At 64.9% G+C, this 14007-nt stretch carries 11 protein-coding genes; 6 read left to right on the plus strand and 5 right to left on the minus strand.

Translation table 11 applies throughout. From position 1 onward, the window contains the following. Window positions 1-10: 10 nt before the first annotated feature. The 5 genes from fba (at window position 11) to L6637_RS17610 (ending at window position 5051) form a co-directional block, all read left to right on the plus strand. A complete protein-coding gene (gene fba / locus L6637_RS17590; protein WP_128949805.1) occupies window positions 11-1078 on the plus strand; it encodes a class II fructose-bisphosphate aldolase in 1068 nt (355 codons plus the stop codon). Window positions 1079-1333: 255 nt separating this feature from the next. Beyond that, window positions 1334-2359: a class I fructose-bisphosphate aldolase gene (locus tag L6637_RS17595; RefSeq protein WP_237871609.1), complete on the plus strand. Its 1026-nt coding sequence runs from the start codon at window positions 1334-1336 to the stop codon at window positions 2357-2359. A 3-nt stretch (window positions 2360-2362) separates the two neighbouring features. Further along, entirely contained in the window at window positions 2363-3031 is a 669-nt protein-coding gene (locus tag L6637_RS17600) for a thiamine phosphate synthase (RefSeq protein ID WP_237871611.1), read from the plus strand. A gap of 8 nt (window positions 3032-3039) precedes the next feature. Beyond that, window positions 3040-4128: a tetratricopeptide repeat protein gene (locus L6637_RS17605; protein WP_237871613.1), complete on the plus strand. Its 1089-nt coding sequence runs from the start codon at window positions 3040-3042 to the stop codon at window positions 4126-4128. A 131-nt stretch (window positions 4129-4259) separates the two neighbouring features. Continuing rightward, entirely contained in the window at window positions 4260-5051 is a 792-nt protein-coding gene (locus L6637_RS17610; protein ID WP_237871615.1) for an inositol monophosphatase family protein, read from the plus strand. A gap of 26 nt (window positions 5052-5077) precedes the next feature. Here the strand turns inward: L6637_RS17610 and L6637_RS17615 are convergent, their stop codons facing one another. The 5 genes from L6637_RS17615 to L6637_RS17635 all read right to left on the minus strand — a co-directional run bounded on the left by L6637_RS17615 (window position 5078) and on the right by L6637_RS17635 (window position 12780). Next, window positions 5078-6205 (minus strand): AAA family ATPase, encoded by a 1128-nt coding sequence (locus tag L6637_RS17615; RefSeq protein WP_237871617.1) that lies wholly within the window; start codon window positions 6203-6205, stop codon window positions 5078-5080. Between the two features lie 154 nt (window positions 6206-6359). Next, entirely contained in the window at window positions 6360-9515 is a 3156-nt protein-coding gene (locus L6637_RS17620) for a multidrug efflux RND transporter permease subunit (protein WP_237871619.1), read from the minus strand. A 6-nt stretch (window positions 9516-9521) separates the two neighbouring features. Beyond that, window positions 9522-10715 (minus strand): efflux RND transporter periplasmic adaptor subunit, encoded by a 1194-nt coding sequence (locus L6637_RS17625; protein WP_237863041.1) that lies wholly within the window; start codon window positions 10713-10715, stop codon window positions 9522-9524. A gap of 230 nt (window positions 10716-10945) precedes the next feature. Beyond that, complete coding sequence (locus L6637_RS17630) at window positions 10946-11974, minus strand: SAM-dependent methyltransferase (protein WP_237871622.1); 1029 nt, start codon at window positions 11972-11974, stop codon at window positions 10946-10948. Further along, window positions 11971-12780, minus strand: coding sequence for a DUF1295 domain-containing protein (locus L6637_RS17635; protein ID WP_237871624.1), 810 nt, complete (start codon window positions 12778-12780; stop codon window positions 11971-11973). Before L6637_RS17635 ends, L6637_RS17630 begins: the two co-directional genes overlap by 4 nt. 182 nt (window positions 12781-12962) lie before the next feature. Between L6637_RS17635 and L6637_RS17640 the strand changes: the two genes are divergently transcribed. After that, window positions 12963-13988: a flagellar motor protein MotA gene (locus tag L6637_RS17640; protein WP_237863044.1), complete on the plus strand. Its 1026-nt coding sequence runs from the start codon at window positions 12963-12965 to the stop codon at window positions 13986-13988. Window positions 13989-14007: the final 19 nt, after the last annotated feature.

Below are 14007 nucleotides of genomic sequence, written 5' to 3' on the forward strand. Positions count from 1 at the left end.
AGAAAAACAGATGGCTCGGATCACGTTGCGTCAATTGCTCGACCATGCGGCTGAGAACGATTACGGCGTACCGGCCTTCAACATCAACAACATGGAGCAGGCGCTGGCGATCATGGACGCGGCCAACCAGGTCGACGCGCCCGTCATCATCCAGGCCTCGCGCGGCGCGCGTTCCTACGCCAACGACGTCATGCTCAAGCACATGATGGACGCGGTGACCGAGATCTATCCGCACATCCCGGTCTGCGTGCATCTCGACCACGGCAACGAGGCCGCGACCTGCATGACCGCGATCCAGGCCGGCTTCACCTCGGTGATGATGGACGGCTCGCTCAAGGCCGACGGCAAGACCCCCGGCGACTGGACCTACAATGTCGGCGTCACCAAGACCGTGACCGACATGGCCCATCTCGGCGGCATCTCGGTTGAGGGCGAGTTAGGGGTGCTCGGCTCGCTCGAAACAGGCATGGGCGACAAGGAAGACGGCCACGGCGCCGAGGGCAAGCTCTCTCACGACCAGCTGCTGACCAATCCGGACGAGGCCGTGAAGTTCGTGCAGGAGACCAAGGTCGACGCGCTGGCGATCGCCATGGGCACCTCGCACGGCGCCTACAAGTTCACCCGGAAGCCCGACGGCGACATCCTCGCCATGAACGTGATCGAGGAGATCCACCGCAAGCTGCCGAACACGCATCTGGTCATGCACGGTTCCTCCTCGGTGCCGCAGGACCTGCAGGACATCATCAATGCCTATGGCGGCAAGATGAAGCCGACCTGGGGCGTGCCGGTCGCCGAGATCCAGCGCGGTATCAAGAACGGCGTGCGCAAGATCAACATCGACACCGACAACCGCATGGCCATGACCGGCCAGATCCGGAAAGTGCTCAAGGACAACCCGGAAGAGTTCGATCCGCGCAAATATCTGAAGCCGGCGATGGAAGCCATGACCAAGCTGTGCAAGCAGCGGCTGCAGGAGTTCAACACCGCAGGCCAGGCCTCCAAGTTCAAGAAGATCCTGACCCCCGCCGACATGGCCAAGCGCTACGCCAAGGGCGAGCTGGATCCCCGCGTCGCGTAAGCGATCGCGTGGGTGGCGTAAGACCGCTCCGCAGGCACCCACTCCCGTCATTCCGGGGCGCCGCAAAGCGGCGAGCCCGGAATCCATGGTGCCACCGTCGACGCGGATCAATGGATTCCGGCTCGCGCCAAGGGGCGCGCCCCGGAATGACCGATGTCCCCCCCTTTTACCCTGCGACCAACGTTAACTCGGCAATTGCCCGAGAACCGTCTATTTTCACAGGCAAGGGCAGAATCGTTTTGGGAGGACCTCTCGATGAATCTGACTGAGCTCAACAGGGTTGCGACCGCCATGGTCGTATCAGGCAAGGGCATCCTTGCCGCCGACGAATCCTCCGGCACCATCAAGAAGCGGTTCGACGCGATCGGCGTGGAATCGACGGAAGGCAACCGCCGCGACTATCGCGAGATGCTGTTCCGCTCCAAGGAGGCCATGAGCCAGTACATCTCCGGCGTGATCCTCTATGACGAGACGATCTGGCAGGATGCCAAGGACGGCACGCCGCTGGTGAAATTGATCGAGCAGAGCGGCGCCATTCCCGGCATCAAGGTCGACGAGGGCACGCAAGGCTTACCGATGTGCCCGGGTGAAACAATCACCGTCGGCCTCGACAAGCTCGCCGAGCGGCTGAAGAAATATTACGAGCGCGGCGCGCGCTTCGCCAAATGGCGCGCGGTGATCGATATCGGCAGCGGGATTCCTTCGATGACCGCGATCAGCGTCAATGCCCATGCGCTGGCGCGCTACGCCGCGCTGTGCCAGGCCGCGCAGATCGTGCCGATCGTCGAGCCGGAGGTGCTGATGGACGGCGATCACGACATCGACCGATGCTATGAGGTCACGAGCCGCGTGCTCAACAAGACGTTCCAGGAATTGCGGGTGCAGCGCGTCGCGCTCGAAGGCATGGTGCTGAAGCCGAACATGGCGATCTCAGGCAAGAAATGCCCAAAGCAGGCCTCCGTCGAAGAAGTCGCGGAGAAGACGATCCGCCTGCTGAAAGCCTGCGTGCCCGCGGCCGTGCCAGGCATCGCCTTCCTCTCCGGTGGCCAGTCGGACGAGGAGGCGACCGCGCATCTCAACGCCATGCACAAGCTTGGCCCGCTGCCCTGGGGCCTGACCTTCTCCTACGGCCGCGCGCTGCAAGCCGCGCCACAGAAGGCCTGGTCGGGCAGGCCCGAGAATGTTACGGCCGGGCAAAACGCATTCAGTCATCGCGCCCGCATGAACGGCCTCGCCTCCAAAGGCGAATGGCAAAGCAGCCTGGAAAAGAAGGCAGCCTAGATCTTGTCGAACAAATCGCCTCCGCCGCGCCCGGCGCCGCGTCTCTATCTCGCGACGCCAGACGTCGATGATCCCGCTTCGGTCCTCGCGGCATTGCCTGATCTGCTCGCAGCCGCCGATGTCGCGGCCGTGCTGGTGCGGCTGAAGGAGACCGACCAGCGCACCATGATCTCGCGGATCAAGGCGCTGGCGCCGGTCGTGCAGAACGCCGGCGCGGCCCTGCTCGTCGACGGCCATCCTGAAATCGTCGCGCGCGGCGGCGCCGATGGTGCGCATCTTTCAAATATCGCGGCGCTGGAAGATGCCATGCCGTCGCTGAAACCGGATCGCATCGCCGGCGTCGGCGGGCTCGAAACGCGCCACGAATCCATGAACGCGGGCGAGATGGGCGCGGATTACGTGCTGTTCGGCGAGCCTGACGCGAAAGGCCAGCGTCCCCAGGCCCAGGCGATCGCCGAGCGGCTGGACTGGTGGGCCGAGCTGTTCGAGCCGCCCTGTGTCGGCTTCGCCACCTCGATCGAAGAGGCCTACGACTTCGCCGCCAGCGGCGCCGATTTCGTGCTGGTCGGCGATTTCATCTGGGCCGACCCGCGCGGGCCCAAGGCCGCGCTGATCGAGGCCGACGCCGCGATCAAGAAGGCCTTCACGGCGGCCGCCGTGGGCGAGAGCTAGCAGCCGACATGACGCTCCCGCGCATCACCCTCCTGGCCACGCTGCTGCTGGCGGCGCCTGCGGCCGCGCAGCTCCAGATCACGCCGCCGGCCACGATCCCGAGCCCTCCGCCCGACAAGCAGAAGGCCAAGGAATCGACGAAGGAGAAACCAAAGGTCGCGCCGCACACGATCGCCAAGAAGAAGGAGCCGGCGCCAAAGCCGTCGGCCTCGCCGAGCCCGACGCTGCCGGCAACCGTGATCCCGGCGCCGGCGACCGACAATTCCAATGTCGACCTGGTGTTCGGCGCCTATCAGCGCGGCCAGTACAAGACCGCCTTCGACCTCGCCAGCGCGCGCGCCCAGACCGGCGACGCCAAGGCCATGACAATGCTGGGCGAGCTCTATTCCAACGCCATGGGCATCAGGCGCGACTACGCCAAGGCGGTCGAGTGGTACAAGCGCGCCTCCGATGCCGGCGACCGCGAGGCGATGTTTGCGCTGGCCATGCTGCGCATGGCCGGCCGCGGCGGCCCGGTCGACAAGGGCGAGGCGGTCAAGCTGATGGCCTCAGCCGCCAAGCTCGGCGAGCCCAAGGCGGCCTACAATCTCGCTCTGCTTTATCTTGACGGACAGACCCTGCCGCAGGACGTCAAGCGTTCCGCCGAGCTATTGCGCCAGGCAGCCGACGCCGGACTGCCCGAGGCGCAATACGCGCTTGCGACCTTCTACAAGGAAGGGACCGGGGTGCCGAAAGATCCCGAACGATCGGTGCGGCTGCTGCAGGCGGCTTCGCTCGCCGACAATGTCGATGCCGAGGTCGAATACGCCATCGCCATGTTCAACGGCACCGGCACGCCGAAGAACCAGCCCGCGGCCGTGGCGTTGCTGCGCAAGGCCTCCCGCCAGGGCAGCGCGATCGCGCAGAACCGCCTGGCCTGGGTGCTGATCAACGGCATGGGCACGCCCGTGGACAAGATCGAGGGTTTCAAATGGCACCTGGTGGCCAAAACATCAGGCAAGGGCGATCCGGAGCTCGACAAGGAGCTGTCCGACCTGCCTGCAGACGACCGCGCCAAGGCGGAGGCCGCCGCCAAGAAATGGCTTGGGACCAAATGACCTGACGCCAAATGGCCTGCAAACGACCCGCAGGTGACCTGAATGACTTGACCTTTGGCCCCTCGCGGGGCACCCAATCTCCTCAAATGGCGCCCTTTCGCGCCCCCTCCCCCCGATCAAGACCAGAGCTCATGCTGTATTCCGCCACTATCAACGTCATGGTCAAAGCCGCGCGCCGCGCCGGCCGCAGCCTCAAGCGCGATCTCGGCGAGATCGAGCATCTCCAGGTCTCGCTGAAGGGGCCGGCCAATTTCGTCTCGCTCGCCGACAAGCGCGCCGAAGAGATCCTCTACCAGGACCTCGCCAAGGCCCGGCCCGGCTACGGCTTCATCGGCGAAGAGGGCGGTACGCGCGAGGGCACCGACAGGAGCCACACCTGGGTCGTCGATCCCCTTGATGGCACCACCAACTTCCTGCACGGCATCCCGCAATTCGCGATCTCGATCGGCCTCGTGCGCGAGGGTACGATCATCGCCGGCGTGATCTACAACCCCGCCAATGACGAGCTGTACATCGCCGAGCGCGGCAAGGGCGCCTTCCTCAACGACCAGCGCCTGCGTGTCGCCGGCCGTCGCCAGCTCAACGAATGCGTGGTGGCCTGCGGCCTGCCCCATATCGGCCGCGGCGACCACGAGGAATTCCGCCGCGAGATGACCGCGATCCAGGACCGCGTCGCGGGCCTGCGCCGCTTCGGCGCCGCCTCCCTCGACCTCGCCTTCGTCGCCGCCGGCCGCCTCGACGGCTACTGGGAGCGCAATCTGCAGTCCTGGGACATCGCCGCCGGCATGCTGATGGTGCGCGAAGCGGGCGGCACGGTGACCGACATCAACACATCGGGCGATGCGCTGGTCACGGGCGACGTCGTGTGCGGCAATGAGTACGTGCACGGGGAGCTGGTGAAGATTTTGAAGCGGCCGGCGTAGTCACCCGGCGGTTCGACCCGCAGCGACTAAGAATCGTCGTCGTCGGCCTCCTCGTCACGATATTCGCCGCCGAGGGTCAGGCCCTCGATCATCGTGGCGCCTTTTGACTTGATCACCCGGCGAAGCGGGACCGAGCTCTCGCTTCGCAAGGCTTCCATCAGCTGCTCCGAGTGGGTCACGATCCAGATGTCGGCGCGGGCCGATGCCTTGACGATCAGCCGGGCCAATGGCGCCAGCAGCGACGGGTGCAGGCTGGTCTCGGGCTCGTTCAGCGCAATGAACGGCGGAAGCCGGTAGCCCATGAACACCGCCAGCAGGCAGATGTATTTCAGCGTCCCGTCGGACAGTTCATGAGCCCCAAACGGACGCGGCATGTCTTCGAGTTGCAGATCGAACTCACACAGGCCGTTTTGTTCCCACGCGCGGAGCTCAGCGCCCGGGAATGCATCCTGGATCGCGTCCTGCAGGTCGGTGGCGTCTCCCCTGATGGTATAGAGTGTCGCCAGGGCGGCCGCCAAATCGCTGCCATCGGCACTGAGCGAGGGCGTCGTGACCGCGAGGCAAGGCTTTCGTATCGGCGACGCCGGATCGGTGCGAAAGTCGTGATAGAAGCGCCAGCCCAGCATTGCGTTTCTGATCACATCGATTTCAGGGCATTCCTTGCCGTCGAAAAAGCCCGCAAGCGCCGGCTCGGACGGCAGCACGGCATCCTTGTGGCTGCTCCATGCGCCGCTGTCGTCGCGGATGCTGACGAGCGAATTCTTCCGCTCCATCAGTAGAACCGTTCGCTTGCCCTGCGTCGCCTCGATGCTTTCTCCCTTGATCATCGGCTCGCCGGAAAACGCCGCCTCAGCGGGGGCAGGAAATCCGATCTCAATAGAATATTTCAGGCGATCGAATCTCGCCGACAATCGCAGGCGTCCATCCTCGCCACGTTTGCGGATGCCTGACCAGCAGATTGAATTCAGTCCGCCCTCCTCGGCGATCGTGCGCGTGATCCGCCCGGTCGCCGCGTCGCGCAACAGCGACAGGGATTTGTACAGATTGGATTTGCCGACGCCGTTCTCACCCACGAACACGGACAGGGGGTGGATGGGTAGGGAGAGCCGCCGAATCGAGCGATAGTTCGAGATCGCAATATCGGTCGGACGCATCAGGTGCTCACCATCGGCAGGTGTGCATTCGCAGCGCAGTGCGACTGCACGTTCGTTCAATCAGGGATGCACTCTGGATCGACGAACCCGGGAAGGCAAGCTCCGCTCGTCATTCCGGGCTCGCGCTACGCGCGCCCCGGAATGACAGTGTGCCCTATGGCCTTACTGGCGCCGGCGGCCCATAGGCCTCGCCTTCCTTCGCCCCCACCTTCTCCCTGTCCCCCGCCAGCACGCGCTGCACCGAGACGAAGAACACCGGCACCATCAGCAGCGCCAGGATCACCACGGCGATCATGCCGCCCATCACGACGCTGCCGAGCGCCTGCTGGCTGGCGCCGCCAGCGCCGTGGGCAATCGCCATCGGCAGCACGCCGCAGATGAAGGCAAGACCGGTCATCAAAATGGGACGGAAGCGCAGGCGGCAGGCCTCGATCGTCGCTTCGACCAGTGGCTTGCCTTCTTTGCGCAAATCCTTGGCGAACTCGATGATGAGGATCGCGTCCTTGGCGGCGAGGCCGATGATGGTGATCAGGCCGACGGTGAAATAGACGTCGTTGGGCAGGCCGCGCAGCATGGCCGCTACCACCGCACCGACGATACCGAGCGGCACGGTGAGCAGCACCGCGAGCGGAATGGTCCAGCTCTCATAGAGCGCGGCGAGACACAGGAACACCACGAAGACCGAGAGCGCGAGCAGGAACGGCGCCTGCGAGCCCGACAGCTTTTCCTGCAGCGACTGGCCGGTCCACTCATAGCCGAATCCGCGCGGCAGCTTGCCGGCAAGCTTCTCCATCTCGGCGATGGCATCGCCCGAGGTGAAGCCGGGCTTTGCTTCGCCCGAGATGCGCACGGCCGGATAATAATTGAAGCCGGCGATCTGGGTCGGGCCGCGCGACCATTCGACCGTCGCGAAGGAGGAGAACGGCACAAGCTGGCCGCGACTGTTCTTGACGTTGTAGTTGAGAATGTCCTCGGTCTTCATGCGGTCGCGGCTGTCGGCCTGCACCACGACGCGCTGCATGCGGCCGCGGTTCGGGAAGTCGTTGATGTAGTTCGAGCCGAGATTGGTCGAGATCGTGTTGTTGATATCCTCGAAGGTGACGCCGAAGGCGCCGGCCTTCTCGCGGTCGATCACGAGATTGACGACGCCGGCTTCAGGCAGGCCTTCAATATAGACCTTCTGCAGCACCGGGCTCGCATTGGCCTCCGCGATCAGCTGATCGGCGGCGCGCATCAGGGCCGGATAGCCTTTCTGACCGCGATCCTGCAGGCGGAACGAGAAGCCGGAGGAGTTGCCGAGATTGTCGATCGGCGGCGGCTGCAACGCCGAGATTTTTGCGTCGCGGATCGAGGCCGACAGGTCGCGATTGATGTCGTTGACGATGGCGGCGGCCGACTCCTTCGGCCCGCGCTCCGACCAGTCCTTCAAGGTGATGAACGCCTGCGCGGTGTTCATGCCCTGGCCCGAGAAGCTGAAGCCGGTGAGGAAGGTGACGTTGTCCACGCCCGGCCGCTGCGCCAGATATTTTTCAACCTTCTCGATCACGGCCTCGGTGCGGCCGTAGGACGAGTCCGACGGCGTCTGCACGTCGGTGGTGACAAAGCCCTGGTCGTCGACCGGCAGGAAGCCGCCGGGCAGGCTGACGAAGGCCCAGGACAGACCTGCCAGCAGCGCGGCATAGACCAGCATCAGGCGGCCGGTGCGCTTCAGCGAGAAGCCGACCGTGCGGGAATAACCTTCCTTGCCACCTTCGAGCATGCGGTTGAACCAGCCGAACACGCCCCTCTTCGCGTGGCCGTGACCGGCCGCGACGGGCTTGAGCAGGGTCGCGCACAGCGCAGGCGTCAGCGACAGCGCCAGGAAGGCGGAGAAGCCGATCGCCGCGACCATCGTCACGGAGAACTGGCGGTAGATGATGCCGACCGAACCCGGGAAGAACGCCATCGGTACGAACACCGCCATCAACACCAGCGTGATGCCGATGATGGCACTGGTGATCTGCGACATGGCTTTGCGCGTCGCCTCCTTCGGCGACAGGCCTTCCTCGGCCATGATGCGCTCGACGTTCTCGACCACCACGATGGCGTCGTCGACGAGGATACCGACCGCGAGCACCATACCGAACATGCTGAGCATGTTGATGGAATAGCCGGCGAGCAGCAGAATGGTGCAGGCGCCCAGCAGCGCCACCGGGACAACGATGGTCGGGATGATGGTGTAGCGGATGTTCTGGAGAAACAGGAACATCACCACGAAGACCAGCACCACGGCCTCCAGCAGCGTCGTCAGCACCTTCTTGATCGAGGCCTCGACCACGGGCGTGATATTGTAGGGGATTTCGTAAGAGATATTGGCCGGGAAGAAGCGCGACAGCTCCTTCATCTTCGCTTCCACGGCGCTCGCCGTCGCCAGCGCGTTGCCGGTCGGCGACATCAGAACGGAGAGACCCGCGGTCGGCTTGCCGTCGAGGCGGGTGTTGAACTGATAGCTGAGGCCGCCGACCTCGATGCGCGCGACATCGCGCAGCCGCACGGTCGAGCCGTCGGCATTGGCGCGCAGGATGATGGCACCGAACTCGTCCGGCGAGGACAGCTGGCCCTTGACCAGAACCAGCGCTGAGGTGCGCTGTGTCGCGGTCGACGGCTCGGCTCCGATGCTGCCTGAGGCGACCTGCGCGTTCTGCGCTGATATCGCCTTGTTGACGTCGTCAGCCGTGAGCCCATAGCCGACGAGCTTGGCCGGATCGACCCAGACGCGAAGGCTGCGCTCGGTCGAATAGAGCGTGGCGCGGCCGACGCCGGGGATGCGGCGGATCTCGCCGAGCACGTTGCGGATCATGAAGTCGCCGAGTCCGACTTCGTCTAGGCTGCCGTCGGTCGAGTTCAGCGTGATGATCTGCAGCACCGCGCTGGAGGCTTCCTCGATCAAGATGCCTTGCTGGATCACCGCGCGCGGCAGGCGCGCCTCGACCCGCTTGATGCGGTTCTGTACCTCGACCGAGGCCGCGCTGGTGTCGGTGCCCGGCTGGAAGTTGGCTGTGATCTCGACCTGGCCGAGCGAGTCGCTGGTCGATTCGAAATTGAGGATGCCGGAAGCGCCGTTGAGCTCCTCCTCGATCAGGCGGGTGACGCTGTTGTAGAGGTTCTCCGGCGAGGCGCCCGGATAGCTCGTCGAGATCGAGATCGAGGGCGGCGCGATGATCGGATATTGCGCGATCGGCAGCAGCGGGATCGAGATCGCGCCGATCAGACAGATGAACAGCGCGACGACCCAGGCGAAGATCGGCCTGTCGATGAAGAAGCTCGGCATGATCAGCTACCGCGTGACCTTGAGGGCGTGTCTGTTGTCCGCGCTCGCCTCGGCCTCGGACCAGGATTGCGGCTTGACCTTGTCGCCGGCTGCAAATTTCTGGAAGCCTTCGACCACAACCTTGTCGCCGGCCTTCAGGCCATCGGTGACGAACCAGATGCCGTCCTGCACCGAGCCGGTGCGAACAGGCTGCACCGCGATGCGGTTGTCGTCCTTGACGACGAACACCTCGCTGCCGCCGCCGCCATTGCGCTGGACCGCCTGCTGCGGCACCGCGATCGCATCGCTGTCGAGACCCTGGTCGAGACGAACGCGCACATACATGCCCGGCAGCAGCTCGCGTTTGGGATTGCGAAACTCGCCGCGCAAGGTCACCTGGCCGGTATGGGCGTCGACCTTGGCCTCGGAGAACAGCAGCTTGCCGTCGAGCCCGTAGAGGCTGTTGTCGTCGAGCACGAGGCGCACCTTGACGGCATCGGACTCGATGCGATCGAGATCGCCGCTTTCGAAGGCGCGACGGAGCTGATTGAGCTCGGTCACCGACTGGGTGAAGTCGGCATAGACAGGATCGAGCTGCTGCACGGTGGCGAGATTCGTCTCGTTTTGCACGACCAGCGCGCCCTCGCTGACAAGGGCAGCGCCGACCACGCCGTCGATCGGCGCGCGCACGGTCGCGTAATCGAGATTGAGCTTGGCGCGCGCGAGATCGGCCTTGCGGCCCTCGACCTCGGCCTGGGCCTGACGCTCGGCGGCGATGGTCTTTTCGTTCTCGGCTTCGGGCGCAGCGCGCTGGCTGGTCAGCGTCGCGATACGGCGCGCCTGCTGCTGCGCCTGCATCAACGCGGCCTCGGCCTTGGCAAGCCCGGCCTCATTGGCCATCACCTCGACCTCGAACGGGCGTGGATCGATCCGATAGAGCGGATCGCCGGCCTTCACCTCACTGCCCTGGCGAAACAGCCGCTCGACCACGATGCCTGAGACGCGCGGGCGCACTTCGGCGACGCGCGTCGGCGAAATCCGACCCGGCAGCTCGCGCACCACGGCGCGCGGCTGTGGCTTGACCGTGACGATGCTGACGTCGGGTTCGACAGGTTGGGCGGCGGAGACGGCGGAGGAAGATTCGTCGCAAGCAGCAAGCAGCGGCGCAAGGGCCGCGAGCATCATTGCAACGCATGCCGATCGCGCTCGAAGTCCTGACATGAAGTTAAGTGCCCCAAGATTGTTGAAACTGATCGAGCACGCGCAACGCCCGTCCTGGACAATGCTGCGCGACTGATGCGATCAAAATAGAATGGACGTGCTGCGACGCAATGCATGCAGCAGGCGGCTCAATGTCACACGGGCTATCGCGCTGAGTTCAGGCTGATTTTCGGGACTCACCGGATTGTGAGTCAGGTTCCGTCGCGGCGCTCTGCGACAGAACATCGCAATCAATCCGTCGCCTTCATCCGGTAGTGGCTGACGCCCCACTCCGTTCCGTCGGCGTAGCCGAACAGGCCTGCGGTGGCGAGGAAGAACCAGCGCCAGCGCCGCATCCATAGGTGAGTCTCATCGCCATAGACGTTGCGCAAGGCGGCTTCGATCGCGTCGCGATGCGCGTCGAAATTGGCGAGCCAGTCCATCGCGGTGCGCTGATAATGCGTGCCGCTCCAGCGCCATTCCTTCTCGACCTGGAAGATATCGGCATATTGCCTGACGAGCTGATGGCTCGGCATCACGCCGCCGGTGAAGAAATGCTGCGCGATCCAGTCCTCGCGATTGGCGCGGTCGAACACGTAGGAGCCGGCGCGATGGGTGAAGATGTGCATGAAGAAGCGCCCGTCCGGCGCGAGCCATGACCGCACGCGCGTCATCAGCTTGCGCCAGTTCATCATGTGCTCGAACATCTCGACCGAGACGATGCGGTCGAACTGGCCTTCGGGTGCGAACACGTTCATGTCTGATGTGACGACGCGCAGATTGAGCAGGCCGCGGCTTTGCGCGATGCCCTCGATATAGGCGCGCTGCGATTGCGAGTTCGACACCGCGGTCACCGTGGCATGCGGAAACTGCCGCGCGATCCATAGCGACAGCGCGCCCCAGCCGCAGCCGAGCTCGAGGATGGTCTGGCCGTCGGCAAGGCCCGCATGCTCGACGGTCTGACGCAGCGCTTCCTCCTCGGCCTCCTGCAGCGTGGTCGCGTCCGTCTTGTAGAAGCAGGAGGAATATTTCCGGTTCGGACCCAGCACCTGGGCGAAGAAGCCTTGCGGCACCTCGTAGTGCTGGGTGTTGGCGGCATCCGCATGCTCGGCGATCGGCCGCAGCATCATCTTTCCTGCGAAGGCGGCATCGTCGGCGGCGGCGTCCGCGGCGAGGCGCGTTGCGGTGCGCGAGCACAGGCGCTGGATGGCGGCGCGGACCACGAGGTCCGGCAGCGGCACGCGTTCGGCAGTCCCGATGATCGTGGACATGACGCTCATGCGGCCATTCCCTCTCGCGGTGGCAACGGAAAGAACATGCTGGTTCGGGATTGATAGGCGCGGTAGCGCTCGCCGCGCGATCGCAGCATCTGCGCTTCCAGGGGCGGGATGCCGGTGACGTGGACCAGGATCCAATACATGAAGATCGGCGCGAGCAGGCTGGCCCAGCCCCAGGGGTAGCCCGCCGCAAGCCCGATCACGGGATAGGCGAGCCAGCCGAACCATTCGAAGAAGTAGTTGGGGTGACGCGACCAGCGCCACAGTCCGACGTCGCAAACCTTGCCATGGTTGCCGGGGTCGTGCCGGAAGCGGCGCAGCTGCGCATCCGCCTGCGCCTCGCCGGCGATTCCGATCAGCAGGATCGCCGCTCCCAGGACGTCCTGAATGCGCAAGGCCGGCGCGGGGACATGCGCGGCGACAAAGATCGAAAACACCAGAGGCACCGAGCCCAGCGCCTGGTTTTGCAGGAAGATGAACATCCGCCTGGGGGCATTGAGGCCCCACTCCGCGGCAAAGGCGGCGTAGCGGGGGTCATCGGTGATCCCGGCGGTGCGAATCGCGATATGGGTGCCGAGCCGGAGCGACCAGACCGCGACGAGGCCGGCGACCAGCCATTGCCTGATGTTGGACCCTTCGCCTGCGAGCGGCCACAGCGCGCTGCCGGCGCCGACCAGGCCGATCGCAAAGGTCCAGATCGTGTCGACCCAGCCGGAATTGCCGCTGCGCTGCTGCACAACCCAGGCGAATGCCATCAGGACCGCGAGCGAGAGCGCGATGGCCGCCAATCCCCAAAGAAACATCGCCATGCAAAAAATCCGACCTAAGCCTGTGGAATGCCGAAGTTTTGCAAAATACGTGGATATCAAAGCCCGGTTTCAGCTTTGGGTTCCGCGCTCCTTCCCGAAATCCGCACATCCGGCGCTTTTTTTGCACCCGGCCTGTGCCATAGTGCGGAGGCAAGCAAGCTTCGTAATGGATGATCCCGGCCATGCCGTCAGGCGCCTCGCCCCGCTCCGCCATCGACATCGAGTACACAAAACTGTCCTCGCCCAGCGTCTTCCTGGTGCGGATGCTGGTTTTCCTGGTGCTGTGCACGCTGGTGGGCGTGGTGCTCTACAAGCAGATCATCCTGGCCTTCTTCGCCAATCCCGGGCTGAACGCCCTGATCGGGGCGGTGCTGTTCATCGGCATCGTGCTGGCCTTCCGCCAGGTGATCCGGCTCTATCCTGAGGTGTCCTGGGTCAACAATTTCCGCATCGCCGATCCCGGCCTCGCGCCGGCCCGGCACCCAAAGCTGCTGGCGCCGATGGCGATGATCCTGGGTGGCGAGCGCACCGGGCGGATGTCGATCACCCAGACCACGATGCGGCATCTGCTCGATTCGATCGCGACGCGCCTGGATGAAGCCCGCGACATCTCCCGCTACATGACCGGCCTCCTCGTCTTCCTCGGCCTGCTCGGTACTTTCTGGGGCCTGATCGAAACGGTCGGCTCGGTCGGTAAGGTCATCGACGGGCTCAAGGTCGGCGGCGATGCCGGCGCGCTGTTCGACACGCTGAAGGAGGGGCTGGCCGCCCCGCTCGGCGGCATGGGCATCTCGTTTTCCAGCTCGCTGTTCGGCCTCGCCGGCTCGCTGATCCTCGGCTTCCTCGATCTGCAATCGAGCCAGGCGCAGAACCGCTTCTACACCGACCTCGAAGACTGGCTCGCCACCACCGTGCGTGAGTATGGCAGCGGCGAAGTCTCCGCCGTCGCGAGCACTGGCGGGGGCGGCGTTGCCAGCGGCGAGCTTCAAGCGGCTGTGGAACGGCTGCGCTCCGTGCTCGAGGAAGGCAGCGCCAGCCGCGGCACCACGGCAGCGATGGCGAGCCTTGCCGAAGCGATCCAGGCGCTGGTCTCGCACATGCGCACCGAGCAGCAGATGATCCGCGAATGGGCCGACGGCCAGGGCGAGCAGAACCGCGAGATCCGCCGCCTGCTGGAGCGCATCGCGCGCCAGCCCGAGAAGAGTTAAGCAATCAGATTTGAGAGGC

This window comes from Bradyrhizobium zhengyangense, from assembly GCF_022012435.1.
GTDB classification, from domain to species: Bacteria; Pseudomonadota; Alphaproteobacteria; order Rhizobiales; family Xanthobacteraceae; genus Bradyrhizobium; species Bradyrhizobium zhengyangense.

What these genes read in the sequence shown, in the direction of transcription:
- fba (WP_128949805.1), top strand. Translation starts at nt 11, where the DNA reads ATGGCTCGGATCACGTTGCGTCAATTGCTCGACCATGCGGCTGAGAAC.
- L6637_RS17595 (WP_237871609.1), top strand. Translation starts at nt 1,334, where the DNA reads ATGAATCTGACTGAGCTCAACAGGGTTGCGACCGCCATGGTCGTATCA.
- L6637_RS17605 (WP_237871613.1), top strand. Translation starts at nt 3,040, where the DNA reads ATGACGCTCCCGCGCATCACCCTCCTGGCCACGCTGCTGCTGGCGGCG.
- L6637_RS17610 (WP_237871615.1), top strand. Translation starts at nt 4,260, where the DNA reads ATGCTGTATTCCGCCACTATCAACGTCATGGTCAAAGCCGCGCGCCGC.
- L6637_RS17615 (WP_237871617.1), bottom strand. Translation starts at nt 6,205, where the DNA reads ATGCGTCCGACCGATATTGCGATCTCGAACTATCGCTCGATTCGGCGG.
- L6637_RS17620 (WP_237871619.1), bottom strand. Translation starts at nt 9,515, where the DNA reads ATGCCGAGCTTCTTCATCGACAGGCCGATCTTCGCCTGGGTCGTCGCG.
- L6637_RS17625 (WP_237863041.1), bottom strand. Translation starts at nt 10,715, where the DNA reads ATGTCAGGACTTCGAGCGCGATCGGCATGCGTTGCAATGATGCTCGCG.
- L6637_RS17630 (WP_237871622.1), bottom strand. Translation starts at nt 11,974, where the DNA reads ATGAGCGTCATGTCCACGATCATCGGGACTGCCGAACGCGTGCCGCTG.
- L6637_RS17635 (WP_237871624.1), bottom strand. Translation starts at nt 12,780, where the DNA reads ATGGCGATGTTTCTTTGGGGATTGGCGGCCATCGCGCTCTCGCTCGCG.
- L6637_RS17640 (WP_237863044.1), top strand. Translation starts at nt 12,963, where the DNA reads ATGCCGTCAGGCGCCTCGCCCCGCTCCGCCATCGACATCGAGTACACA.